24 protein-coding genes and 1 pseudogene are annotated in these 22535 nt (G+C 66.7%); 15 read left to right on the top strand and 10 right to left on the bottom strand.

Features of this window, described 5'->3' with window-relative positions:
- The first annotated feature begins 125 nt into the window (after positions 1-125).
- Together WOA58_RS15290 and WOA58_RS15285 are read left to right on the top strand one after the other, a co-directional pair.
- A complete protein-coding gene (locus tag WOA58_RS15290; protein WP_340605136.1) occupies positions 126-338 on the top strand; it encodes a hypothetical protein in 213 nt (70 codons plus the stop codon).
- A 148-nt stretch (positions 339-486) separates the two neighbouring features.
- Positions 487-828 (top strand): hypothetical protein, encoded by a 342-nt coding sequence (locus WOA58_RS15285; protein ID WP_340605135.1) that lies wholly within the window; start codon positions 487-489, stop codon positions 826-828.
- A gap of 406 nt (positions 829-1234) precedes the next feature.
- Here the strand turns inward: WOA58_RS15285 and WOA58_RS15280 are convergent, their stop codons facing one another.
- Both WOA58_RS15280 and WOA58_RS15275 read right to left on the bottom strand, forming a co-directional pair.
- The gene (locus WOA58_RS15280) at positions 1235-2107 is read right to left on the bottom strand and encodes a YihY/virulence factor BrkB family protein (protein WP_340605134.1); all 873 of its coding nucleotides are present in this window, start codon (positions 2105-2107) and stop codon (positions 1235-1237) included.
- A gap of 227 nt (positions 2108-2334) precedes the next feature.
- The gene (locus WOA58_RS15275; protein WP_340605133.1) at positions 2335-2754 is read right to left on the bottom strand and encodes a TRAM domain-containing protein; all 420 of its coding nucleotides are present in this window, start codon (positions 2752-2754) and stop codon (positions 2335-2337) included.
- 161 nt (positions 2755-2915) lie between these two features.
- On the opposite strand from WOA58_RS15275, the gene WOA58_RS15270 reads away from it, so the two are divergent.
- The 3 genes and pseudogenes from WOA58_RS15270 (at position 2916) to WOA58_RS15260 (ending at position 4375) form a co-directional block, all read left to right on the top strand.
- Positions 2916-3065, top strand: coding sequence for a hypothetical protein (locus WOA58_RS15270; protein WP_340605132.1), 150 nt, complete (start codon positions 2916-2918; stop codon positions 3063-3065).
- Between the two features lie 18 nt (positions 3066-3083).
- Positions 3084-3335: pseudogene (locus WOA58_RS15265) on the top strand (alpha/beta hydrolase); the annotation flags it as partial.
- Positions 3336-3436: 101 nt separating this feature from the next.
- Complete coding sequence (locus WOA58_RS15260) at positions 3437-4375, top strand: PH domain-containing protein (protein WP_340605131.1); 939 nt, start codon at positions 3437-3439, stop codon at positions 4373-4375.
- 16 nt (positions 4376-4391) lie between these two features.
- On the opposite strand, the gene WOA58_RS15255 is transcribed toward WOA58_RS15260, so the two are convergent.
- Positions 4392-4760: an SHOCT domain-containing protein gene (locus tag WOA58_RS15255; protein ID WP_340605130.1), complete on the bottom strand. Its 369-nt coding sequence runs from the start codon at positions 4758-4760 to the stop codon at positions 4392-4394.
- Positions 4761-5089: 329 nt separating this feature from the next.
- Here WOA58_RS15255 and WOA58_RS15250 point away from each other — a divergent pair, with 329 nt between their 5' ends.
- Complete coding sequence (locus WOA58_RS15250; RefSeq protein WP_340605129.1) at positions 5090-6322, top strand: digeranylgeranylglycerophospholipid reductase; 1233 nt, start codon at positions 5090-5092, stop codon at positions 6320-6322.
- Between the two features lie 210 nt (positions 6323-6532).
- On the opposite strand, the gene WOA58_RS15245 is transcribed toward WOA58_RS15250, so the two are convergent.
- The 3 genes from WOA58_RS15245 to WOA58_RS15235 form a co-directional block, all read right to left on the bottom strand.
- Positions 6533-6910 carry a DUF7475 family protein gene (locus WOA58_RS15245; protein ID WP_340605128.1) on the bottom strand — a complete coding sequence of 126 codons (378 nt, stop codon included), beginning with the start codon at positions 6908-6910 and terminating at the stop codon, positions 6533-6535.
- A gap of 155 nt (positions 6911-7065) precedes the next feature.
- Positions 7066-7488, bottom strand: coding sequence for a universal stress protein (locus WOA58_RS15240; protein WP_340605127.1), 423 nt, complete (start codon positions 7486-7488; stop codon positions 7066-7068).
- Positions 7489-7613: 125 nt separating this feature from the next.
- Positions 7614-8093, bottom strand: a complete 480-nt coding sequence (locus WOA58_RS15235; protein WP_340605126.1) for a CBS domain-containing protein — start codon at positions 8091-8093, stop codon at positions 7614-7616.
- A 251-nt stretch (positions 8094-8344) separates the two neighbouring features.
- Between WOA58_RS15235 and WOA58_RS15230 the strand changes: the two genes are divergently transcribed.
- Together WOA58_RS15230 and WOA58_RS15225 are read left to right on the top strand one after the other, a co-directional pair.
- Entirely contained in the window at positions 8345-8890 is a 546-nt protein-coding gene (locus tag WOA58_RS15230) for a SprT family zinc-dependent metalloprotease (RefSeq protein WP_340605125.1), read from the top strand.
- 496 nt (positions 8891-9386) lie between these two features.
- Entirely contained in the window at positions 9387-10514 is a 1128-nt protein-coding gene (locus WOA58_RS15225) for a copper resistance D family protein (RefSeq protein ID WP_340605124.1), read from the top strand.
- Positions 10515-10943: 429 nt separating this feature from the next.
- Here the strand turns inward: WOA58_RS15225 and WOA58_RS15220 are convergent, their stop codons facing one another.
- Positions 10944-11519, bottom strand: a complete 576-nt coding sequence (locus tag WOA58_RS15220) for a hypothetical protein (RefSeq protein ID WP_340605123.1) — start codon at positions 11517-11519, stop codon at positions 10944-10946.
- A 547-nt stretch (positions 11520-12066) separates the two neighbouring features.
- On the opposite strand from WOA58_RS15220, the gene WOA58_RS15215 reads away from it, so the two are divergent.
- From WOA58_RS15215 to WOA58_RS15185, 7 genes are all read left to right on the top strand, one after another.
- Positions 12067-13095: a tripartite tricarboxylate transporter substrate binding protein gene (locus WOA58_RS15215; RefSeq protein ID WP_340605122.1), complete on the top strand. Its 1029-nt coding sequence runs from the start codon at positions 12067-12069 to the stop codon at positions 13093-13095.
- A 2-nt stretch (positions 13096-13097) separates the two neighbouring features.
- Complete coding sequence (locus WOA58_RS15210; RefSeq protein WP_340605121.1) at positions 13098-13664, top strand: tripartite tricarboxylate transporter TctB family protein; 567 nt, start codon at positions 13098-13100, stop codon at positions 13662-13664.
- Positions 13661-15157, top strand: coding sequence for a tripartite tricarboxylate transporter permease (locus tag WOA58_RS15205; RefSeq protein ID WP_340605120.1), 1497 nt, complete (start codon positions 13661-13663; stop codon positions 15155-15157). The genes WOA58_RS15210 and WOA58_RS15205 overlap by 4 nt, the downstream gene beginning before the upstream one ends.
- 67 nt (positions 15158-15224) lie before the next feature.
- A complete protein-coding gene (gene sauS, locus WOA58_RS15200) occupies positions 15225-16655 on the top strand; it encodes an acylating sulfoacetaldehyde dehydrogenase (RefSeq protein WP_340605119.1) in 1431 nt (476 codons plus the stop codon).
- Positions 16656-16708: 53 nt separating this feature from the next.
- A complete protein-coding gene (locus WOA58_RS15195; RefSeq protein ID WP_340605118.1) occupies positions 16709-17896 on the top strand; it encodes a CaiB/BaiF CoA transferase family protein in 1188 nt (395 codons plus the stop codon).
- A 517-nt stretch (positions 17897-18413) separates the two neighbouring features.
- On the top strand, positions 18414-18704 hold the full coding sequence (locus WOA58_RS15190; RefSeq protein WP_340605117.1) for a PadR family transcriptional regulator: 291 nt from the start codon (positions 18414-18416) through the stop codon (positions 18702-18704).
- Complete coding sequence (locus tag WOA58_RS15185; protein WP_340605116.1) at positions 18701-19255, top strand: hypothetical protein; 555 nt, start codon at positions 18701-18703, stop codon at positions 19253-19255. The genes WOA58_RS15190 and WOA58_RS15185 overlap by 4 nt, the downstream gene beginning before the upstream one ends.
- Before the next feature lie 24 nt (positions 19256-19279).
- On the opposite strand, the gene WOA58_RS15180 is transcribed toward WOA58_RS15185, so the two are convergent.
- The 3 genes from WOA58_RS15180 to WOA58_RS15170 form a co-directional block, all read right to left on the bottom strand.
- Positions 19280-19561, bottom strand: a complete 282-nt coding sequence (locus WOA58_RS15180) for a hypothetical protein (protein ID WP_340605115.1) — start codon at positions 19559-19561, stop codon at positions 19280-19282.
- A 158-nt stretch (positions 19562-19719) separates the two neighbouring features.
- On the bottom strand, positions 19720-21117 hold the full coding sequence (locus WOA58_RS15175; RefSeq protein ID WP_340605114.1) for an NCS2 family permease: 1398 nt from the start codon (positions 21115-21117) through the stop codon (positions 19720-19722).
- Positions 21118-21205: 88 nt separating this feature from the next.
- Positions 21206-22534 (bottom strand): 5'-deoxyadenosine deaminase, encoded by a 1329-nt coding sequence (locus WOA58_RS15170; RefSeq protein ID WP_340605113.1) that lies wholly within the window; start codon positions 22532-22534, stop codon positions 21206-21208.
- Position 22535: the final 1 nt, after the last annotated feature.

Below are 22535 nucleotides of genomic sequence, written 5' to 3'. Positions count from 1 at the left end.
TTGTAAAATTATTATAGATAATTGTTTCCTGCTTCAAAGTACGAAAAAACATTTATGACCTCAGATGTGGCTGACGTCATGTTGCTGGAGCGACTTTTCACGGATCGGGATGGCATCGGACACGAGTGCGCAACTTCAAACAGTGTGCCGAAGGTGCCGGCCCGATAACCATAACTGCTGACCGGGATGAGGGTTTCTACCGGGAACTGGAGTTGCTGGTCGAAGCACCCTACTCTCTCGAGGACGAGCTCGTTCGGATGCTCCAGACGGACCGAGTGGAGATCGCGGATTTGCGGGTCGAGGAGTCCTGTACGATCGTCCTCGTTCAGATATTCTAACGCCGTTCCTTTAGTATCCCATGAGCACCGTTCGTAGCTGGAGGACTGGTGCCATCGGGTCGATCGTGACCGACAGCCCCGATGGGTTGCCATACGGGGAAGCGAGTTGACGAACCATTCATATGACTTCTATCACCCAGATGTAAGCATGTCCCGTGCATTGTACCCACAGCTCGATGAGGTGAGCGAACACGAGTACGACTACGCCGTGAGCTTCCACGGAACCTGCACGGAGAACGTCAAAGTCGGTGGACAGGCGCCGCGTGAACTCCGCATCGGGATCTGTGAGGCGATCAACGACGTGCTGACGGATACCGACGTGTACGCGGAGCTCGGTAGAGAAGGGTTCCGCACCGACGACGATGCGACGCTCGTCAACCGCCTCTCGACACACACCGGTGTTTGGATCGGCCAATCGAAGTCGGTACGCGAGACACACGGCACCGAGATCGTCGATGCCGTCGCTGACGTGCTTCGTGACCAGCTATAGATCCTCGGGAACGATTTCGAACTCAGGGTGACCATAGGATCGTCATCGCCGTCGAGTTCGCGAACTCGAACCCGATCCGTCCGCTGATCTCCCTATCACGACCTTCGGTATCGGGCACATCCGTGGACTCAACCGATGCGTCGAGCGACGCGAGATCGCCGGAGAGGCGCTGGTCGAGCGCTCCCTCACGTCCAACTACCTCTCAGTTGAGCCCCTGTCTCCGCTGCCACCAGCGGCTTTCCGTTTAAGTACTTCTCGCGATAAGGAGTGTAGTAAGCGACATTCTACGGGTGTTCCTCGGCAACCATTCTATCGGCCACTACACCGAAGAGGCTCCTACTCGTGGTGATCGTAGCGTTCAACGACCTCGTCAGAGGCCACGGCCCTTGATTTAGCTAACGTTCGGTTAGCCTGACGAGTCGCTATTCGCCGTGTTTTCCGGCCCAGCGGATGCCAGTGGCGAACGGTCTGCGGCCTCGGCGTCATCGGGCAATTCGCCCTCACGATCCATGAGGACGTAGTTGAGGAGCGCGCCGAGAATGATGATGATGCCACCGACGTACAGCCAGGTGAGCAACAGCAGGATCGCACCGACGACGCCGTAGGCGTCGTACTGACCAGCGTTCGAGGCATACAATCCGAACAGCGTATGAAGAATCGTCCAGCCGGTCGCCGCGAGAAACGACCCGGGGAGTGCTTGTCTGACGGATATCGTCTCGATATCGGGCAGGAAGTAGTACATCGGCAAGAACACGAGCGTGAGGCCCGCTATCAGGAATAGCGGGGTGAAGAAGCCGAACGGCACGTCCGGTAGGACCACGAGGACCGTCCCGAGGGCGATCATCCCCATTGCGGCGATGATGATCGCGCCGAAGACGATCACTGCATTGATGAGCTGGCCGATGATCGATTTCTCGAGGCCGGCATCGTAGACGATCGAGAACGCGGTATCGAGTCCGCGAAACAGCCGCGATGCGCTCCACAACAGGACTAGGAACCCTGCGATCGTTGCCCCACCTCGCCCTTCCTCACCCGTGATCGCGTCGTCGATCGCGTCCTGTCCGGCCGGAGCGAGGTATTCACTTGCCTGATCAATGGCCTGGTTCGCCAGTTCTTGGCCGCCGACGATCGAAGCGATGAGAAACAGAAAGAGCAACAGTGGGATGATCGACGTAAACGCGTAGTAGGCGATGCTCGCCGCCAGAAACGTGATCTGATCGTTCTGGGCTTCCTCGATGACTCCCCGCCCGATGGCGATTCCGTTGTCGATTCGACTCACACCGATACTGTTCTCAACAGGGGTAAAGACTCATGGGCGTCACTTGCAAGGCGATGGCCCAAAACGACCTATCAGGATCCCCCCCCCCTTGTTTAGGACCCGGCCCCACCAGGAGGACCGAGTGGTGAGGTCTCTTCATGGATCACGCATGCGGCACTATTCTTTCGTTGCAACAACCACCCCTGATCACCAGTAGCATTCCTCTGGCTACCGCTACAGGGGAAGCTCTACTCGTGGTGCTCGTAGCGTTCGACGACTTCGGCGAAGGCCACGGTTTCCGCTACGCTCGTGATTTCGATCTCGACGCGTTCGTGCGGGTCGGTATCGGGCACGATCACCACGTAGCCTCGTTCGACACGTGCGATCCCATCCCCCTGGTCGCCGATCGTCTCGATCTCGACGGTTCGGTGATCACCCTTCGTAACCGGCGGATTGGGTTCGGGGGCCGCTCGAGCTGACTCGTTTTCGGTATCGGTATCCGAATCGGTCCGTTTCCGGGTTTGTGGGACGACTGCGATGCGATATGAAACGCCCGGCTCGAGTTCGCCGAGCTCTACTTCGCGTTCGGGAACCTCGATCGCGTAGGAGCCGTCACGGGACTCGATCTCGCCACTAAACAGACACAGAAGGTCGTCTGAGAGTTCCATAGGGAGTGCTCGGTTGATGAGTATCCGATACGCATGAGAGTACTGGTAACAGCTGATATAGCCGCGACGCCCCTACCACCGTTCGACGTGCGTGGGTATCAATGGTGAAATATGTTCATCAAATATACAACAAAGGGGTTTCAACTGACAATAGATTGTAAATGAAGGAGTGTGAGCGGTGTGGCAAAGCGTTCCTGACGGATCGGGCGGCGAACGGACATCGGGCAGTCTGTCCCGAGAACCCCGACCGTGTCGTCCCCGACGGCTGGGCGCCCGAGACACACGGTCGCTGGGGAGACGAGGCGGAGTAAACTCGGCGCTACGGCGGGCTCATCGCGCTGTCCGGGAGGTTGCTGGGGTCCGCGAACCGCGAGTTCGGGAGATCGCTTGACGGCACGCCGGTGTTCCTCGGCTGTAGCGACGACGACCCCTGCACCCCCGCCGAACGCGTCCGCGAGTCGGCCCGCGCGTTCGGGGCCCTCGGCGGGGACGTGACCGCCCGCCTCTACGAGGGGCTGGACCACGCGAACAACGACGACGAGATGAGGGCGCTCGACGCGCTCGTCGGGCGGCTCGTCTGAGCGGCGAGTGACCCCTGTCCGATATCCTGCCCGCCCAACGCGTTCCCAGCCGGCCTGTCGGCGAAGTTATTTTTACGTAGCGGACATATGTGACGGTATTCATGTCCCACGGCCGACGCGCACCGCCCCTCCCCGAGACTCTCGACCCGCCCGACGCCGGCTTCATGGCCGCCGCGGGCGCGTACGTCGCCGCGGCGTTCGTGGCCGGCTCGGTCGCCGTCGCGGCCGCGGTTGGCGCGTCGGCGGCGACGCTTCTGGGGAGTGTCTCCTCCGCGATCACGATCGGCCTCGTCGTCGGGGGGATCGCCGCGGGCCGGGTCAAGGGCCTCCCCGAGCGCCTCGGGCGGAGCCGGCGACGGCTGGCGCTGGCGTTCGCTCCATCGATCGTGCTGGTCGTCGTCGGGCTGATCGTGCTCGCCACGTCCCTCCTCCCGGGCGTCGTCGCGCTCGCGGCGGGGTTCGGGGCGTTCCTCACGGGCCTGTCCGCGTTCGTCGTGGCGTCGATGGCGCGGACGCGATACGCCAAGGCGATGGTCTCCGGGGAGCCGAGCACGACGACCACGTTCCTGAAGCCGAACCGCGATCGCTACTGGTTCGGGGTCGGCCTACTCTCCCTCGGGCTGGGTGCCGCCTCGTGGCGGACCGGCAGCCTCGGGCGGCCGTTCTTCGGCCTGTGGTTCTTCGGGGGCTACGCGGTCCTCTACGGGATCGGGCTCCGCCTCGAACGCGCCGACAGCAACGGCGACGGGCTCGGCCTGCCGTCCTGGCTGCTCCCCGCCGACTGGCTCGACGGCTCCGAGAACCACCAGTGGCTCCCGGAGCTGCGGGTCCACCGGGAGGGGCTCGTGGTGAAGCGGCCGGTGAAACGACGGTTCGTCCCCTGGTCGGGGATCGCTGACGTCCGGCTGACCGACGACGAACTCGTGGTCGAGCGCCGTCGGGGACTGGCGATCCGCTGCGATCGCGACGTGATCGACGATCCGGATGCGCTCTACGAGGGGATCGAGCGGGCGCGCCTCGAACGGGCCGGATCGGACTGAGACCCACCGACTCCGGTCAGCCCGAGCGCTCGATCGCCAGCTCCTCGGTCTCCACGCCGGCCCGCTCGGCGCGCTCGTTGGCCTCGATCACCCGGTCGAGCTTCGCCTCGAACTCCGCCTCCGAGAGCTCGCCGGCGGCGTAGCGCTCCTGGAGCGCAGTCACGGGGTCGCTTTCCCTGGCCCCTCCGGGCTCCGCGTCGGCCTCGCCGCCCCCGACCCGCTGGGTGAGATACCACGTCAGGAAGACGCTGAGGACGAGCAGGCCGGTGATCGCGACCGCGTAGATCGGCCCCGCGAGCAGCAGCGCCGCGATGATGACGACGTCCGCGAGCACGAACTTGATGATGAACACCTCCATGATGTCGTACCCGCCGTCGCTGCCCATACGGCAGCTACCGGACCGTGCCGGGATAACTCTACGGGCCCCGTGGTACCTGTTATCTAGTCGAAAAAACTATGTTATAGGACGGTTTACATTACAGTATGAGCGAGCGCACATACAGATGCGGCGTCTGCGGGTTCGAGTCCACGTCCAACTGGGCCGTGGGCCAGTGCGAGTTCCAGCACGACGCGGCACAGTGGACGGGACGCCTCGGAATGGGCTGATCGGGCCCTCCGTGGATCGCCGTCCGTGGGCGGAGCGACCCGCGGGTCCGGACCGGGCCGCTCCCGAGAAGTATCAAGCTTCATAACGGGTAGCCGTATTGATCGGTTATGAACGATCACTTCGACGTCGTCGTCGCCGGCGCCGGTCCGGCCGGCGCACAGTGTGCCCGAGACCTCGCCGCGAGGGATTACGACGTCGTCGTCCTGGAGACCGAGCCCGAAGCGGAGTTCCCGCGCCAGAGCAACAAGTCGACCGGCGGGACGTTTCCCTCGATGCTGTCGGCGTTCGGGATCCCCGACGACGTCGTGATGAACTTCACCGAGGACATCGTGATCGAGTCCCCGAACGAGCACTTCGTCAAGGAGCAGGCCGGGGCCGTTCTGGACTTCGGCGCGTTCAAGGAGTACCTCGTCGAGGACGGCCGCGAGAAGGGGGTGGAGTTCCGCTTCGACGCCCGCGCGACGAAGCCGATCACGGAGGGCGGCGAGGTCAGCGGGGTACGCTACAACGGCTCCAAGGACGTCTACGGGGAGGTCGTGATCGACGCCACCGGCCCGGCCGCGCCGCTCGCGAAGGCGCTCGGCGTGACCCAGCTCGGGCGCGAGAAGCAGGCCATCGGCATCGAGTACGAGTTCGACGGCGTCGACCTCGACGCGGCGGGCTACGCCGACCTGACCGACGCGATGATGCTGCGGCTCGATCACACCTACGCGCCGGGGGGGTACTCCTGGATCTTCCATACCGCCGAGAACACCGCGAAGGTCGGGCTCTGTTACATCCAGAACGAGAGCTACCGCCAGTACGCCGAGAGCGATCGAACGGTCGACGGCTACCTCCAGCACTGGCTCGACACCGACCCGCGGTTCGCGGCCGCCGAACGCATCGAGGGGCGCCAGCACCGCGGCTCGGCACACATCCAGCTCCCCGGCGATCTGAGCACGGACTCCTTCATGGCGATCGGCGACACGGTCCCGACGATCGACCCGCTGTGGGGCGAGGGGATCCACAAGGGGATGCGCTCGGGGCGTGCGGCCGCGATCACCGTCGATCAGTGTCTCATCCCCGACGAGCCCGCCACGTCCGCCGAGGACATGGCGCTATACGACAAGCTCTGGCACACCGAGGTCGCGCCGGACATGAGCTCCCGGCTGATGATGACGGAGCTGCTCTATCTCGCGCCCAACGATCGGTACGACAGCCTGCTGGCGGACCTCGAACGGCTCGACGCGGACTCGCTGAGCGAAGTCAACAGCGGGAACAAGCTGGCGATCGCGAAGCTGCTGGAGTTCGACGACCTCTCGCTGCTCGCACAGTACGCGAAGCGACGGCTCGGGAACTGAGGCGGGCCCGTCCCAACTCAGCCCTCCTCGCCCCCGACCTCCTTTCATCCGGTGAGCTTCCCCGGATCGAGTCGAAACGTCCGGAAAGTCACGTCCTCGGGCGGTCGATCGAAGGCGTCGACTCGGGAATATCCACCGGCCACATCCCCTGTACCTCCAGCAGATCCCGCGACCGTCGCCGAAGGGGGTGATCGGGGCCACCGCCCCTCGCTACCTCTCGACGTCGGTGGTCTCGGTGGCTTCCCCGCGAACGAAGAGGTAGAGCGCGAGGGCGGCGAACACGGTGGCCGTACCCCCAGCCGCGAGGCCGAAACGGGGGTAGTCCGCACCGGCCAACAGCCAGACCACGCCGAGGTAGACGGCGACCGCCACGCCGAGAGGATAGAGGATGGGCCGCCAGTAGGAAGTGAAGTAGAGCCCGGGTCCGACGAGCAACACCAGGCCGATGAGGACGAACTGGGTGGTGCGCCCGGCGGCCACGAACGGCGCGACGAGCCCGAGATACAGGTGGATGCCCGCCAGCACGAGGGCCGACAGGAGGAACGCCAGGTCGAACGCGTCCGTTTCGGTTCGCGACGGTCCAGTCATTCGCTGCCCCCCGGTTCGGCGCGTTCGTCCGCGTTTCGTCGTTCGTTCATGATGGGATCGTTCCGACCAGCTGCGATCCCCCGCTCGACAGTAGCGAGCACTACCGGACGACGGTGACGGGGACGGGCGCCCGCCTGACGACCGGTTCGGCGACGTCAGCAGAACGCGGCGCGTTCTGCTTGGCTCGAAAATCCAGTGGATTTTCGAACGCTGCCGAGCAACACGCGCGAGACGCCCGATCGGCCGTGGCTCCCGAGGATCACGTGGTCGACGTCGTGGTCCCGGGCGTAGTCGACGATCGCGCGGTCGGGGCGCCCGACGGTCGTTTCGGTCTCGATCGTCGCGCCGCGCGTCGCCGCGAGCTCTTCGGCCTCCTCGAACAGCTCTTCGGCGCGCTCGCGCTGGTTCTCCATCACCTCGTCCCGGTCGACATACATACGCGCTTCGCCGATGGACGCCGACTCCGTCGGGCTGAGGACGTGCAGGACGGTCAGCTCCTCGTCCGAGTGCTCGCTGAACGCGTGCTCCAGGGCTTTCCGTGCCGGGTCCGACCCGTCGATCGCGATCAGGGCGCTCATGCGTGACAGTACAGCACACGGGCATATATGTGAACGATCGAGCGCATCCCCGCCGATCGGGATACGGCTACGGACTTCAACCTACTGAGAGGGTCAGTCGGGACAGGCGACGGAGCCCGATCCCGTCAGCCGTTCACCGCCCGGTCGAGCTTTCGCTCGGGGACTACGGGCTCGGAGTCCTCGGCGCTCCCGGCTCGGTCGGGGGTACCCTTCCAGGTGATGTCGAAGCGGGTCCGCGAGAGGAACGGCGTGAGCGAGCCCAGCGAGACGAGCCCGGCGTACGCCCCGTCCTCGACGACGGGGAGGTGTCTGACGCCGGCCTCGTTCATCCGGTCGGCCGCGAAGCCGATCGGCGTGCCCGGCGGGACGGTGACGACCGGCGTCGACATGATCTCCCCCACCGTGGCGGCCCCCTCCTCCTCGGCGACGTGGACGACGAAGTCGGACTCGGTCACGATCCCGATCACGGCCCGGTCCCCGCCGAGGACGACCAACGCCGGAACCGTCGGGTCGCGGAGCCGCTGTGCGGCCTCCGTGACCGGCGTTTCGGGCTCGACGGTCCGCGCGTCCTCCGACACGACCGTTTCGACCATCGTCTCTATCATGGATGAACTGTGTTATCAATTAACGCTACATAGGTGTTCCGTTTATACTGATATAATACCTAGTATGTCCTTCTGTTCGGTATGAGAATCCATCTTCTGGTAATAAATTCCCATATACTGGATGGATACTGGATTCGCCGACCACATCGGGATGGCGACGGCGCGACGGTGCGGCCGCCGACCGCATCGAGAAAGGTATTCGGGCGTTCGTTCCCAACGGGGGGACAGGCTTGAGCGACGAGACGAGGCCCGTGTCCACCGACGAGCCGGCGGTAGCTCGGAGGGGCGATACGATCGACGACGGGACACACCACCCACGGACGAAGGGCGCGCTCCGCGAGCGCGCGGCCGCCCACGCGGCGGCGGTCGGCGCCGAGCACTTCCCACTGGTGCCCGTCGAGGAGATCGAGTGGGAGGTCTCGACGCGCATGAAGCGCTCGGCGGGGATCGCGGTCTACGACCGCGACGCCGAGCAGGTGACGATCCGCCTCTCGTGGGACGCCTACGAGGCCTACGGCTGGGAGGAGTTCGCCCGGACCGTGCGCCACGAGCTGATCCACGCCTGGCAGTACTACGAGCGCGGCACGGCCGATCACGGCCCGACCTTCCGCCAGTGGCTCGACCCCCTCGATACGGATCGCCACTGCGAACGGTACGCCGAACCGCGCTACTGGATCGTCTGTGAGGACTGTGGGGACCGCAACCCGCGCTACCGTCGGTCGAAAGTCGTCGAACGGCCCGAACGCTACTCCTGTGGGCGCTGTGGCGGGCCGATCGCCGTTCGGCCCGGGAACTGAGGCGGACCCGAGCGGGCGCTGCCGATCCGCCGGAGATCCAGTGTTCGTTTCGATCGACCACCTCTTTACCGAACGACCCCTTCCCCGCGATCTATATGTCGATATTTGAATACATGGCTGATAACTGACCGGCACTGTCGGGAGGTTCCAGAAACCGCCCCAACGATCCCACGATCCCGAACGGAACCATCTATAGAGCATAACTTTCGAAGTACTGACAGTGGTCGGATTTGAACAACGTTATCGGCCGAAAAAAGCCATCACAACGGTTAATACCGTTCTCGGCCGCGACTAAGCTGACCATGAGCGCAGTACCGATGTGGATGACCGACCGACTCCCGGTAGGGACGGGCAGTGGCCCCCGCCGCTCGCCGCGACGGGCATCGACGGGGCGCCCGGCGGGAGTGTGGATCGCTAGACGATCGGGACGAACGGACCTCGTCGTGGGCACTCCTCGCTTGGCGACGACCGGGTGGAGGCACGACGGGAACTGACGATGGATCCGCTGAATCCAGCCCTCCGAGGCGTGTTAGTGGCGACGCTGATGCTCCTCGTGGGCGTGCCCCCGACGTTTCGGCTCGTCGTGTTCCCCGCCCTCGAGCGCCGTGGTATCGACACCACGCGGGCGAACGACACAGTCCTGACGGTCGTCGGGACGGCCCTGATCGGGGCGGCCTTCACCGCGACCGCGATCGCGATCGGCGACGTACGGCCGACCGATCCCGGCTCGTTCGCCGCCTGGGCGAGCACGACCCAGCCAGGGATGGCATGGACGGGCCTCGTCGCCGTCGCGTCGATGCTCGGTGCGCTGACCGTCACCCGGTATCTCCGCCCCCGTTCGGTTCCGCGGGACCACTGGCTCGCGGCGGCGACCGTCGGCGCGCTCGCAATGCTGGTGGCGTTCTGTGCGACGCGCTACTCCGTGGCCATCGAGAGCTCCGCCGTAGCACTGATCGTGAAGGTCGGGCACATGACCGGGGCCGGGCTGTGGGTGGGCGGCCTCGTCGTGTTGGCCGCGCTGCCGACGCTGTTGCCCCGCTCGCTCGATGCCGACGACGAGCCGGCGAGAGTCGCCCTCGCGGTCGTTCGGCGGTTCTCGGTCGTCGCCGTCGCGGGCGTCACCGTCGCGTTCGCGACCGGCGTCGTCATCGCCGCCTGGCACGTCCCGACGCCCACCGCGCTCGCGACGACGCCGTACGGCCTGCTCCTCTCGGCGAAGGTGGGGCTGGTGCTGATCGCGGCCGCGATCGGCGGGTTCAACCGCCTGATCGTCCACGAGCGGATCGACCGCTCGGTCCGCGAGACGACCGACCGGACGGTTCTGCCGGGGCTGTTGACGATCGCCGATCCGATCGTGGCGACCGACGCCGTCCCGACGATCACCCGGTCGGTTCGGGTCGAGCTGGCGATCCTGCTCGTCGCGACGGCCCTCTCGGTCGTGCTCACGACGGCGATGACGCCGTCCTACGAGCTGCTCGGACCCACGGTGGCGGCCTCCGGCGGCGTCTTCGGGGGCGTGCTCCTCGGGTTCGCGAACCTCCTCAAACTCGGCGCCGTGGGGATCGCCCTCACCGGATCGCTCGCGCTGGGCTACGAGGTCGGCAAGCTCGGGACCGCCCGCTAGGCACGTCGGCACGGGAGTTGGGTACGGAAGAACTGTCAGAGGCACCGGAGGGGGATCGCCGGACGGCCGTGACCATGAGCGCGTACCGAGCGTCGGTTTCCTCCGGGTGCAGTTTCAGTTCCGATGCGGATTCACTTAGTTATTCGTATCCGTCCACCGCGTGATAATAGCCGGGAAACGCCCCGAGCGCGGACGGATACCTGACGGTCGTCGAAACGAATTCCGCGCGAGTATCGTCGCACGACCCGTCGGTCCTCGTCGGACGAAAACCCGACGTTCCGGCGGTCTTCGCCGGATCGGGACCGAGCGCCGCGTCGACCGATCGACCCCGCCCGACACACACGCGAGCGGGATACCCTACGGTAGGCGGGTAGCCGTATTAGTTATCCTTTCATTAACATGTAGTGAACGGATCAGGTCCGGCCCGGACTACCGGTAGAGGACCGACTCCTGGAAGTTGACGAGATGTCTGTCGCGGACGTCGGCCGGGATCGCGTCGCCGTCGACGAACGTGCTGTGCTCCGCCGGCAGCGCCGACAGACAGTCCGCGAGCGCCTCGACGTTCCGGCGCGCGATCTCGCCGCTCCTGCCCGGGTCGTGCTCCGCGATACGGACGTTCTCCTCGATCCGTGCGGCGTTGATCACGACGACCTCCGTCCCGCTCCGGCGGAACACGTGCGTGACCCGGTCGATGGCGGAGACGACGTCCTGCAGCCGGCTCGACGACCCGTCCGCGTCGAAGAGGCTCGCCCCCGGCGGGAACAGCGACGGGTAGCCCTCGCAGTCGGTCAGGCCGGTGGCGAGCCCGTTGCGGTTCGTTCCCGTCAGCAGCGTGGCCACGGCCGCATCGGTCTCCGGCGACGGCGCGTCCGGGATCTCGAGCAGGAGATACTCGCCGGTGAGGTCGTCGACCGAGATCGGGGAGGAGTACGGCCGCGGTCGGTAGCGACGGACGTCGGGGAGGAAGCGCGCTATGGCTGTGATGGCCGATCTGATACCGGGCATTCGTTGCGGGAGCCTACACTCGTTCCCGGATTAAACGTTCCTACCCTTCGATACGCCGAAGGAATGGTCGCACGGACGAGTAGTGTAGCAGGTCCGTCGGGCCGGGGCCGATCGATGTCGCCGATGACGATCGGGACCTACCGACCGGCGGCGTTCGTGCGTCGATTCCGTTCGCTCCCCGATCGATAGCGGATCGCGTGCACGATACGGCTCCAGTAGAGAATCCCTCTCCGAACGCCGCGGCGTGTTCGTTCTAGGTCTCACGAACGCCCGTTGAAAGGGATGGACTTTGCAAGCGCAAGCACAACCAGTAACCGGGAAAGCGTCCTCCCTCTGGATGTAGATTAATATCTGAATCGCTGATAAGATGGTGTACGGTTCGATATAAGGTCGAACCGAGTCGTCGATCCGTCTCACATTCCGTAATGACATCAACAGTGACACGCAGGGAGGGCCGTCGAACCGGGGAACCGCACGACAGACCGGACGCCGATTGGGCAGGGAGGACGGGCACGTTCGTCCCCGAGCCCGGAGCGGACCACTACCCATGACACGCACGACTACGACCCGACGGGAGGTTCTGGCGCTGGGGGCCGCCGGCTTGGCGGGTACCGCGGGCTGTGCCGAGCGGGCGCCGGACGTACTGGGCGAACTCGACCGGGACCAGATCACCGCGATCGTCCCGTGGGCACAGGGCGGCGGGACCGACCGGGCGATGCGGGTGACGACGCCGACGTGGTCCGACCTGCTGGACGTCGAGTTCGTCGTCGAGAACTACCCCGGCGGGTCGACCCAGGTCGGGGGCGAGCAGATCTACAACGCCGAGCCGGACGGGCTCACGCTCGGGATGTGGAACATGCCCCAGATGCAGGCGACGTGGCTGTTCCAAGACGCACCCTACACGGCCGACGACTTCGACTACCTAGGGACCCACCACTGGGATCCGACGATGTGGTTCGCCCCGCTCGACAGCCCCTACGAGGACATCGAGGGGTTCATCGAGTACGCCCGGGAGGACGGGGCGACCGTCGGCATCACCGCGGCGATCGGCAACACGGCGCTGTCGGCGCTGCTCGTCGAGGACGCCTACGACCTCGATCTGACGGTCGTCAACATGGAGGGTGGATCGGAGCTCCGGCAGGCCGTCCTCGCGGGCGACGTCGACGCGGGGGTCAACCAGCCGTGGGCGTTCGACCCGGACCACGCGGGCGACGTGACCGCGCTCGGTTCGCACACCGACGAGCCCCAGGAGCTGTGGCCCGACGTCCCCTCCTTCGGCGAACTCGGGATGGATGAAGTCCCGCTAGTCGAGGAGGGGCTCGGACAGTGGAAGCTGATGGTCGCCCCCGGCGGGGTTCGCGAGCAACACCCCGACTGGTTCGAGGAGCTCGCCGAGAGCTACGCCGCCGTCTTCGAGGACGAGGGCTTTCGGACCAGAACGGAGGAACAGGGCGGCCTCGATCGGATCGTCGACTATCGGGGCCCCGAGGAGACCGCACGGGAGGTCGAGGAGACCTCCGAGTTCATGTCGGAGTACGCCGACGTGATCGAGGACTTCATCTACGATCGGGGGTAGCCATGGCAGGGATCACGCCGCCGGTCGTCACCGTCTCGGCCGGCTCCAGAACGATCGAGATCGACACGGGCGAGTTGCTGTTCCCGGCGCTCGTCCTCGCGTTCTGTCTGGTTTATTACTGGGACACGCACGCCCTGCCGGACCTCTCGATGCTGTATGCGGGGCCGCTGCTGTACACGACGGCGGCCCTCGCCGTCGTCACCCTCCTCGGACAGGCCGTCTCCGTCGACGACCGCCCGGGCAAGCGCGGGGCCGACGAGGCCGCACCCGAGCCTGCCGAGCCGGAAGCTGACCCTGGGGCCGAACACGGAGCCGGGATCGAGAGCGGCACACAGGCCTCGAGCGGGCCCCACTTCACGATCCGCAACGCGGCGCTGCTGGCCGCCGCGACGGCCGCCTACATCGTCGCGATCGAACCGATCGGGTTCCTCCCCACGACGATCGGCTATCTCGCGTTCGCGCTGTACCTGTTCGGCGAGCGGAGCCCGCTCCGGCTCGCGGCCTACTCGATCGGGTTCGCGTTCGTGGTCTGGCTGGTGTTCGTCCAGTGGCTGATGGTGCCGCTATGATCGGGACGCTGTTCGCGCCCGCGACCATCGAGGGGGCCCTCGGGACGCTCGCGAGCCCCTATATCCTGCTGGCGATCCTGCTCGGGACCGGCGTCGGCGTCGTCTTCGGGGCGATCCCCGGCTTCTCGGCGACGATGACGATCGTGCTGTTCACCCCGGTGACGATCCCGTTCGAGCCGACGACGGCGTTGATCTTCCTGATCGCGGCCTACGGGGGTGCGGTCTACGGCGGGTCGATCCCGGCGATCCTCATCAACACGCCCGGCGCGCCGGGCTCGGTCGTCACCTGCTGGGACGGCTACGAGCTCACCAAGCAGGGCCGGGCCGTCTACACGCTCGCGGTCTCGGCGATCGTTTCGGGGTTCGCGGGGCTGTTCGCCGCGGTCTTCCTGCTGGTGTTCGCCCCGCCGATCTCGGAGTTCGCGCTGGACTTCGGCCCGCCGGAGATGTTCCTGCTGGCGGTGTTCGCCCTGACGATCATCCCCGCCGCGAAGGGCTCGTCGCTCTCGAAGGCGCTGCTCGCGGGGGCGTTCGGGCTGCTGATCGGGACGATCGGCAACGACCCACAGCTCTCGCAGTCGCGGGCCACCTTCGGCCAGACGACGCTGCTCGCCGGCGTCGACTTCGTCGTCGTGCTGATCGGGCTGTTCGTCCTCACGGAGGTGTTCCGCCTCGCCTACCGGGGGACGGTCGTCACCCGGGACAAGCAGGTCGAGGGCGGGGTCTCGGAGGTCTACGAGGCCGCCCGGACGGTGGCCTCGAAGCCCGTCGAGTTCCTCCGCGGGATGCTCATCGGCACCTTCGTCGGATCGCTGCCCGGCGCGGGCGCGGACGTCGCGAACTTCGTCTCGTACAACGAGGCCCAGCGGTGGGCCGACGACGAGCTCGCCGAGAAGTTCGGAACCGGGGTCATCGAGGGGGTCATCGCGGCCGACTCGAGCAACAACGCGACCCAGGGCGGCGCGCTGATCCCGACGCTCACCCTCGGGATCCCCGGCAGCGGCGCGACCGCGGCGCTGCTCGGCGCGATCGCGCTCCACGGGCTGAACCCCGGCCCCGGGCTGTTCGACGCCTCCGGGGAGATCGTCTACGCGATGGTGCTCTCGTTGTTCATCGGCAACGTCCTCATCCTCGCCTACGGGATCTACGGCTCGCGACACTTCGGGAAGCTGGCGTATCTCCCGGCGCGCTACATCATCCCCGCGGTGGCCGTGCTCGCGATCGTCGGCGGCTTCGCGGTACGGAACGCCCCGATCGACCTGTATATCGTCCTGATATTCGGGCTGGTCGGTCTGCTGTTCGTGAAGTACGACTACCCGCTGGTGAGCCTCGTGCTGGGGGTGATTCTCGGCGACATCGCCGAGTCGGGCTTCGTCACCGGCTGGCTGCTGACCGGCGAGAGCGCGACGGCGTTCCTGTTCAACAGCTACATCGCGGTGGGGCTGTTGGTCCTCATCGCGCTCTCGTTGGTCGTCACCGCGCTCAAGAACTGAGCGCGAGCAGCGCCGGCGCACACTGCCGGCAACACGCCTTTACGTTCGGCCCCGCCACCTACTGAGCATGAGTGTAGACGCTTCACAGGTCGAACGCGAGTCCGACGCGACGGGCGACGTCGGGACCTGCCTGGAACGCGCCGAGGCGGCGATGGCGGAGATCGCCGACTACGACCAGGCGGCAGTCGACGAGCTCGTCCAGGCGGTCGCCTGGGCGGTCTACCAGGAGGACCGCGCCCGGGAGATCTCGGAGGTCGCCGTCCGGGACACCGGCTTCGGCAACGTCGAGGACAAGATCACCAAGAAACGCCGCAAGACCAAGGGCACTCTCGACGACCTGCTGGGCGCGCCGTCGGTCGGCGTGATCGACGAGGACCCCGAGGCCGGGATCACCGAGATCGCCAAACCGGTCGGGGTCGTCGGCGCGGTCGTCCCCTCGACGAACCCGGGGGCGACGCCCGCCAACATCGCGATGATGGCGCTGAAGGGGCGCAACGCGGTGGTCGTCTCGCCCTCGCCCGCGGGGCTGTCGACCTGCGAGCTCGTCGTCGGCTACATCCGCGACGAGCTCGAGCGGGTCGGCGCACCCCGCGACCTGGTCCAGATGCTCCCGGCGCCCGTCGAGAAGGAGAAGACCTACGAGCTGATGGACCGCTGTGACCTGCTGCAGGTGACGGGATCGGCGAGCAACGTCGAGCGCGGCGAACGGTCGGGAACGCCAAACTACAACGTCGGCGAGGGCAACGTCGTCTCGATCGTCGACTCGACGGCCGAGCTCGATGCGGCCGCCGAACGGATCAAGAAGAGCAAGACCTTCGACTACGCGACCAGCTGTTCGAGCGACAACTCCGCCGTGATCGTCGAGTCGGTCTACGACGACGCCGTCGCGGCGCTCGAAGGCGAGGGCGGCTACCTCTGTGACGACGCGGAGCGAGAACGCCTCCAGGAGACGATGTTCCCCGAGGGCCACGGCTCGCTGTCGGGCGAGGTCACCGCCCAGCCCCCCGAGGCGATCGCCGAGGCCGCCGACCTCCCGGCGGAAGCCGAGGAAGCCGAGTTCTTCATGGTCGAGGGCCAGGGGATCGGCGAGGAGCACCCCCTCTCGGGCGAGAAGCTCTCGGTCGTCCTGACGCTGTACGAGGCCGACGACTTCGACGCGGCCCTCGAGACGACGAACGAGATCCTCGCCTTCGAGGGCAGCGGCCACTCCTGTGGGCTCCACACGACCGACGACGACCATACAGAGCGGATCGGCCACGAGATGGACGTCGCCCGGCTGCTGATCAACCAGCCCCAGTGTTACGGCAACGGCGGGAGCTTCGACAACGGGCTGAACTTCACCCTCTCGATGGGCGCCGGGACGTGGGGCGGCAACCAGACCGACGAGAACCTCAGCTACACCCACTTCCTCAACACCACGACGGTCGCAGAGACCGTCGAACCCGACGAGCCCAGCGAGGAGGAGCTGTTCGGCTCCTATCGCGGCTACGACGACTAGCGACGAGTACAGACCGCCCACCACACCCAATCACCGTTTTCACTACGACATACATGGACCAACAGGCACTGGAGGACGTCGACGTCATCGACCTCGGACAGATCTACAACGGCGCGTACAGCTCGCTGATGCTCTCGTATCTGGGGGCCGACGTGACGAAGGTCGAGCCCCCCTTCGGCGAGCCGCTTCGCTCGCGCGTCGAGGAGGGCGAACCCGCCGAACTGGTGATGCTCAACTCCACCAAGGACGGGATCACGCTCAACCTCAAGGAGGAACGGGGCAAGGAGCTGTTCAAGGACCTGGTGCGGGACGCGGACGTCCTCGTCGAGAACTTCGCGACGGGCACCATGGAGGAGTTCGGGCTGGGCTACGACACCCTCTCGGAGGTCAACCCCGAGCTGATCTACGCCCACGGCAGCGGCTTCGGCGAGGACGGCCCGAAGAGCGACCGGCTGGCGATGGACCTGATCGTCCAGGCCGAGAGCGGCGTCATGGACGTGACCGGCAACCCCGAGGACCCGCCGACGAAGACCGGCATCGCGCCCGGCGACTTCCTCGGGGGGATCCACCTCGCGGCCGGCGTCATGGCGGCGCTCTACCAGCGCGAGCGCACCGGCGAGGGCCAGTTCGTCGAGGCGAGCATGCAGGACGCGGTCTACCCCTCGCTGATGTCCCAGCTGGCGAACTACTACGACGACTCCGACACCCCCCCGCGGACGGGCAACCGCCACAGCAGCCTGGCGAAGGCTCCCTACAACGCCTACGAGGCCGAGGACGGCTACGTGGCGATCCTCTGTACCTCCGACGAGCACTGGGAGAGCCTCTGTGGGGCGATCGACCGCGAGGAGCTCGCCGACGACGAGCGCTTCGCGAGCAACGTCGGCCGCGTCGAGCACATGGAGACGATCGATGATGCCATCGAGGAGTGGACCCGCGAGCATTCCCGCGAGGAGGTCGGCTCGGTCCTCTCGGCGGCCGGCGTCCCCTGTGGCTCGGTCCAGAGCGTCGAGGAGGTGATCCACGACCCGCATCTCGAACGACGGGAGATGGTCGTCGAGATCGACCACCCGACCGAGGGCGAGATCCGCGTCCCCGGCAGCCCGATCCGGCTCTCGGACTCGAAGGCCCCCGACATCGAGCCCTCGCCGACGAAGGGCGAGGACAACGTCGAGGTCTACCGTGACCGGCTGGGCCTCTCGGACGACGAGATCGAACGGCTCCGCAGCGACGGCGTGATCTGAGCATCGCCGTCGCCACCACTGACGCCGCTGTATCAGTCATACCCCTCTTCCTGACGAACGAACCGCTCACGCGAACTGACGGGGCGAAAACGACGGAGCCACGTGGCCCCTGCGCGGGGGCGACGGTGCCCAGTCGCACGTGGCCCGGACCAGCCCGCCGAATGACGCGTATGTGTACTGGTCCATGATATCACAGGACACGAACGGTTATGAAGCTATCGACCGCGCCGGTCGGAACCGTGAGCGGCGGGACGACGGGCCGATCCGGCAGAGTACGCGCCGACTTCGTGGGGGTATGACGGGCGGCGGGGACGGGACGGCATGTACGAGCGGATACTGGTTCCGGTCGACGACAGCCCGTCGGCGCGGGAAGCCACACGCTACCGTGCGCACGCTGGCGGACCGGGGCCTCGGTGACCCTCCTCCTGTGGTACGGGTCGAGAACCCGCTCTCGTTCGAGTTTCACATACGGAATTTGATACAGCAGATTGACAACGGTTCGGCCCCTATCTGCTCCATGAACGACCTCACGGGGTTTCAGCGGGATCTACTGTACACGATCGCCGGGCTCGACGAGCCCCACGGGCTCGCGCTGAAGGACGAGCTCGAGGAGTACTACGGGAAGGAGGTCCACCACGGGCGGCTCTATCCGAACCTCGACACGCTCGTCGACAAGGGGCTCGTCGAGAAGGAGGCGATGGACCGGCGGACGAACCTCTACACCGTCACCGCCCGCGGGCGCCGCGAGCTCGAGGCCCGCCGCGAGTGGGAGGACCAGTTCATGGGCGAGATGGCGCTCTCGGGGTGACCGCCGCCGACCGATCCCTGCCCGACGGCACCCGCCACTCCCATCCGTTCTCGCGCCGACGGCTGCTCGCGCTGTCGAGCGTCGCACTCGCGGGGGTCGCCGGCTGTACCGACGACGGCGGGGCCGAGGACGACCGGGCGTGTGCGACCGACGGGCGGGGCTGTGACGCGGAGACGGCCGCGGCGACGCTCGACGCGCTCGTCGAGGACGGCACCGACCTCCGGATCGAGGTCGCCGTCGACGGGACCCTCCTCACGGCCGACGAGCTCGGCGCCACCCACACCACGACCGCCCCGAACGTCCGGGAGGACCCCGGCGGCGGGGAGATCATGGAGGAGCTCCTCGAGGTCGCGGATCGGTACCGCAGGGTGGTCGACGAGGGGTTCGAGGTCGGCGACCTCTCGGCACAGGTCATCGACTCGTTCTCGAGCCCCGAGGAGTTCGCGAGCTACCGCGTCGAGCACGAGTGGGCCGAGCGCCGTGCCGAGGGGGAGTGGGACGATCAGGAGTTCGACACGGCGGTCCTCGAAACGGTCGACTTCAGCTGGTAGCCCGGCCCCGGGCGACCGATCGGTTCACGAGAAGAACGGCGCTCGTCCGTTCGCCCCCGGCGACGTCCGGAGCGAGAGCACCAACAAGCAGAGGGCGATCGCCCACGCAATCGACACCGCCAACAGGACCCACGGATGGAGGGGCGCGGCCGGCGAACCCGCGACGGCGACCGCCAGGACGACGGTTCCGACGCGCCGGCAGTCGCGCCGCGGGGAGAACCGACACTCGGGACACGCCTCCTCGTCGGGGGCGAGGTCGTGGCGACATCGCTGGCAGGTCGCCCGTCCCGTGGCCTGATCCCGCATACCACGGACCGTGGCGATGGATCTGTATATAGGTTGCCCAGATGGTTGTAAAATTCCCTGAACGTCCAAGTTATAGTCGAAATAAGGCCATATGGGCGATTATCTGCCGCTCTGAGCCTCCGTGACGGTCCGCGCGTATAGGAAGAGGGAGTCGTCGGTTACGTCCCGCCGAGCACGCCGCCCGCAGAGACGTAGTAGTAGACGACGAACGCCGCGGCGAGGAGCCACTGGCCGGGGTGGACGTCGTCGCCCTCGCCGACCGCCGCCTTGATCACCGGGTAGCTGACGATCCCCGCGGCCAGCCCGTCGGCGATCGACGCGGTCAGGGGCATCACGGTGATCGTCAGCCCGCCCGAGATGAGCCAGGCGGGGTGGTCCCAGTCGATGTCGCTTACCCCCTGCAGCATGATGATGCCGACGACGACCAGCGCCAGATAGGAGGCGTAGTCCGGGATCGCCGCGATGACCGGGACGAAGACCAGCGAGAGCGCGAACAGCACGCCGACGGTCAGTGCCGTCATGCCGGTGCGTCCGCCCTCCTCGATCCCCGTCGAGGACTCGATGAACGTCGTCACCGTCGAGGTGCCGACCATCGCGCCGACGGTCGTGCCGACCGCGTCGGCCATCAGGGGTTTTTCCATCTCCGGGAGGTTCCCCTCCTCGTCGAGGAAGCCGCCGAACTGCGAGACGCCGATCAGCGTCCCCGCGGTGTCGAAGAAGTCGACGAAGAAGAACGTGAACACGACCAACACGAACGTCACGGGATCGATCCCGTAGAACCCGTCGACGAAGGCGCCCGCCAGCGGCGTGATGTCGTACTGGGCCGAGGGCAGCTCCGCCGGCGTCAGCACGCCCCGCTCGACGACGCCGGCGAGGGTCAGCGCCCAGCCGGCGGCCGCGGTCGTCAGGATCCCGATGATGATCGCGCCCGTCGTGCCGCGGGCATAGAGGACGAACGTCAGCGCGAGCCCCGCGAGCGCGACCAGCGCGACCGGGTCGGCGGCGACGTCGTTCAGCTGGACCAGCGTCGCCTCGTAGGCGACGATGACGTTCATCTCGATCAGCCCCAACAGGAGCAGGAACAGCCCGATGCCGGCGCCGACGGCGAACTTCACCGGCTCGGGGAACAGCTCGATGACGTACCGGCGCGCCCCGACCGCCGTCAGCAGGACGAAGATCACGCCCTCGACGAAGACGGCCGCGAGCGCCGTCTGCCACGGCACTCCCAGGAGGATCACGACCGTGAACGCGAAGTAGGCGTTCAGCCCCATCCCCGGCGCCAGGCCGAACGGCCGGTTCGCGTGGAAGGCCATCACGAGGATGGCCGCGATCGACGCCAGGATGGTCGCGATCGCGATCATCTGATAGACTTCTCCCTGGGTGTAGCCCTCGATCTGTATCGCCTCCGAGAGGATCGCGGGGTTCACGACGATGATGTACGCCATCGTGAGGAACGTCGTCGTCCCCGCGATGAGTTCGGTCCGCAGGTCGGTCCCCGCCTCCTCGAAGCCGAAGTACCCCCCGATCTTCGATTTCGGGCCGCTTGCGCTGGACATTCGTGACGGTATAGCTGGGGTCGTTATATAACTACACAGGGTTCGCGCTCCCCGCCCATCAGCCCGTCCGGACGGCCCGAAAACCGCCTCAGGGACGGACCCGATCGGCGGCCTCGCGGTGCTCGTCGAGCGAGAGGACGACCTCGCGGGCGTCCTCGCGGATCGCGTCGGCGTCGGCCGTCGTGAGTTCGCCGTCCTCCAGAAGTACCCTGCCGTCGACCATCGAGAGGACGACGTCGTCGCCGTGGGCGCCGTAGACCAGATGCGAGAGGGGATCGTGCAGCGGCGTCGCCCGCGTGAGGTCGGTCGTGAGGCCGACGATGTCGGCCCGCCAGCCCTCGCGTAGCGCCCCGAGCTCCTCGAAGCCGGCGGCGCGCGCGCCGTTGATCGTCGCCATCTCGAACAGCTGGGACGCGGAAGCCGCGACCGGGTCGAGCCGGTCGACCTTCTGGAGCAGGCTGCCCTGGCGCATTTCGGTGAAGGGATCGAGCGTGTTGTTACACGGCGGGCCGTCGTTGCCGATGGCGACGTTGATCCCCCGCTCGCGGTAGTCCTCGATCGGCGCGATCCCGCTCGCGAGCTTCATGTTCGAGGACGGGCAGTGGGTGACGTGCGTGCCCGTCTCGGCGAGCACCTCGCGTTCGGACTCGTCGGTGTGGACGCAGTGGGCGAGCACCACGTCCTCGCCGGTGAGGCCGACCTCGTCGAGCCAGTGGATGTTCCGCAGGCCCGTCTCGCCCTCGACGGTCGCGATCTCGCTTCTGTTCTCGCTCGCGTGGGTGTGGATCCGAACGCCCTCGTGGGCGTCGGCGAGCTCGCGGGCGCCGCGCAGACACTCCTCGGTACAGGAGACGGCGAAGCGCGGGGTCACGGCGTAGCGGATCCGGTCGTCGAACGCGCCGTGATACCGCTCGATCAGCCGTTCGCTCTCGGCGAGGCCCTCGTCGGCCCCTTCGAGCAGGCCCGCCGGTGAACGCTGGTCCATCAGCACCTTGCCCAGCACGCCGCGGATCCCGAGCTCGCCGGCGGCCTCGAACGCCCGGTCGGCGTGGTTGACCGAGAGGTGATCGATGCAGGTCGTCGTGCCGCTCTCGATCATCTCGAGGTAGCCCAGCTTCGCGGCGACCTCCATCTCCTCGGCCGAAAGCGACGCCTCCATCGGGAGGACGTACTCGAACAGCCAGTCGAGCAGCTCGAGGTCGTCGGCGATCCCGCGTCCGAGGCTCTGGACCGAGTGGACGTGCGCGCCGACCAGCCCCGGCATGAGCAGGTCGTACGCCCGCCGCTCGTGGTTCGGATACCGGTCGAGCAGCTCCTCGCGGGGCCCGACCGCCTCGATGTGCGAGCCCTCGACGACCACGCACCCGTCGTCGAGGACGGTCCCGGCGTCGACGATGACCGTCCCGGAAAGCATCATA

The sequence above is a fragment of the Halalkalicoccus tibetensis genome, assembly GCF_037996645.1.
Classification (GTDB): Archaea; Halobacteriota; Halobacteria; order Halobacteriales; family Halalkalicoccaceae; genus Halalkalicoccus; species Halalkalicoccus tibetensis.
Note: the sequence above shows the minus strand (reverse complement) of the source record. Positions and strands in the feature narration are given on the sequence as shown.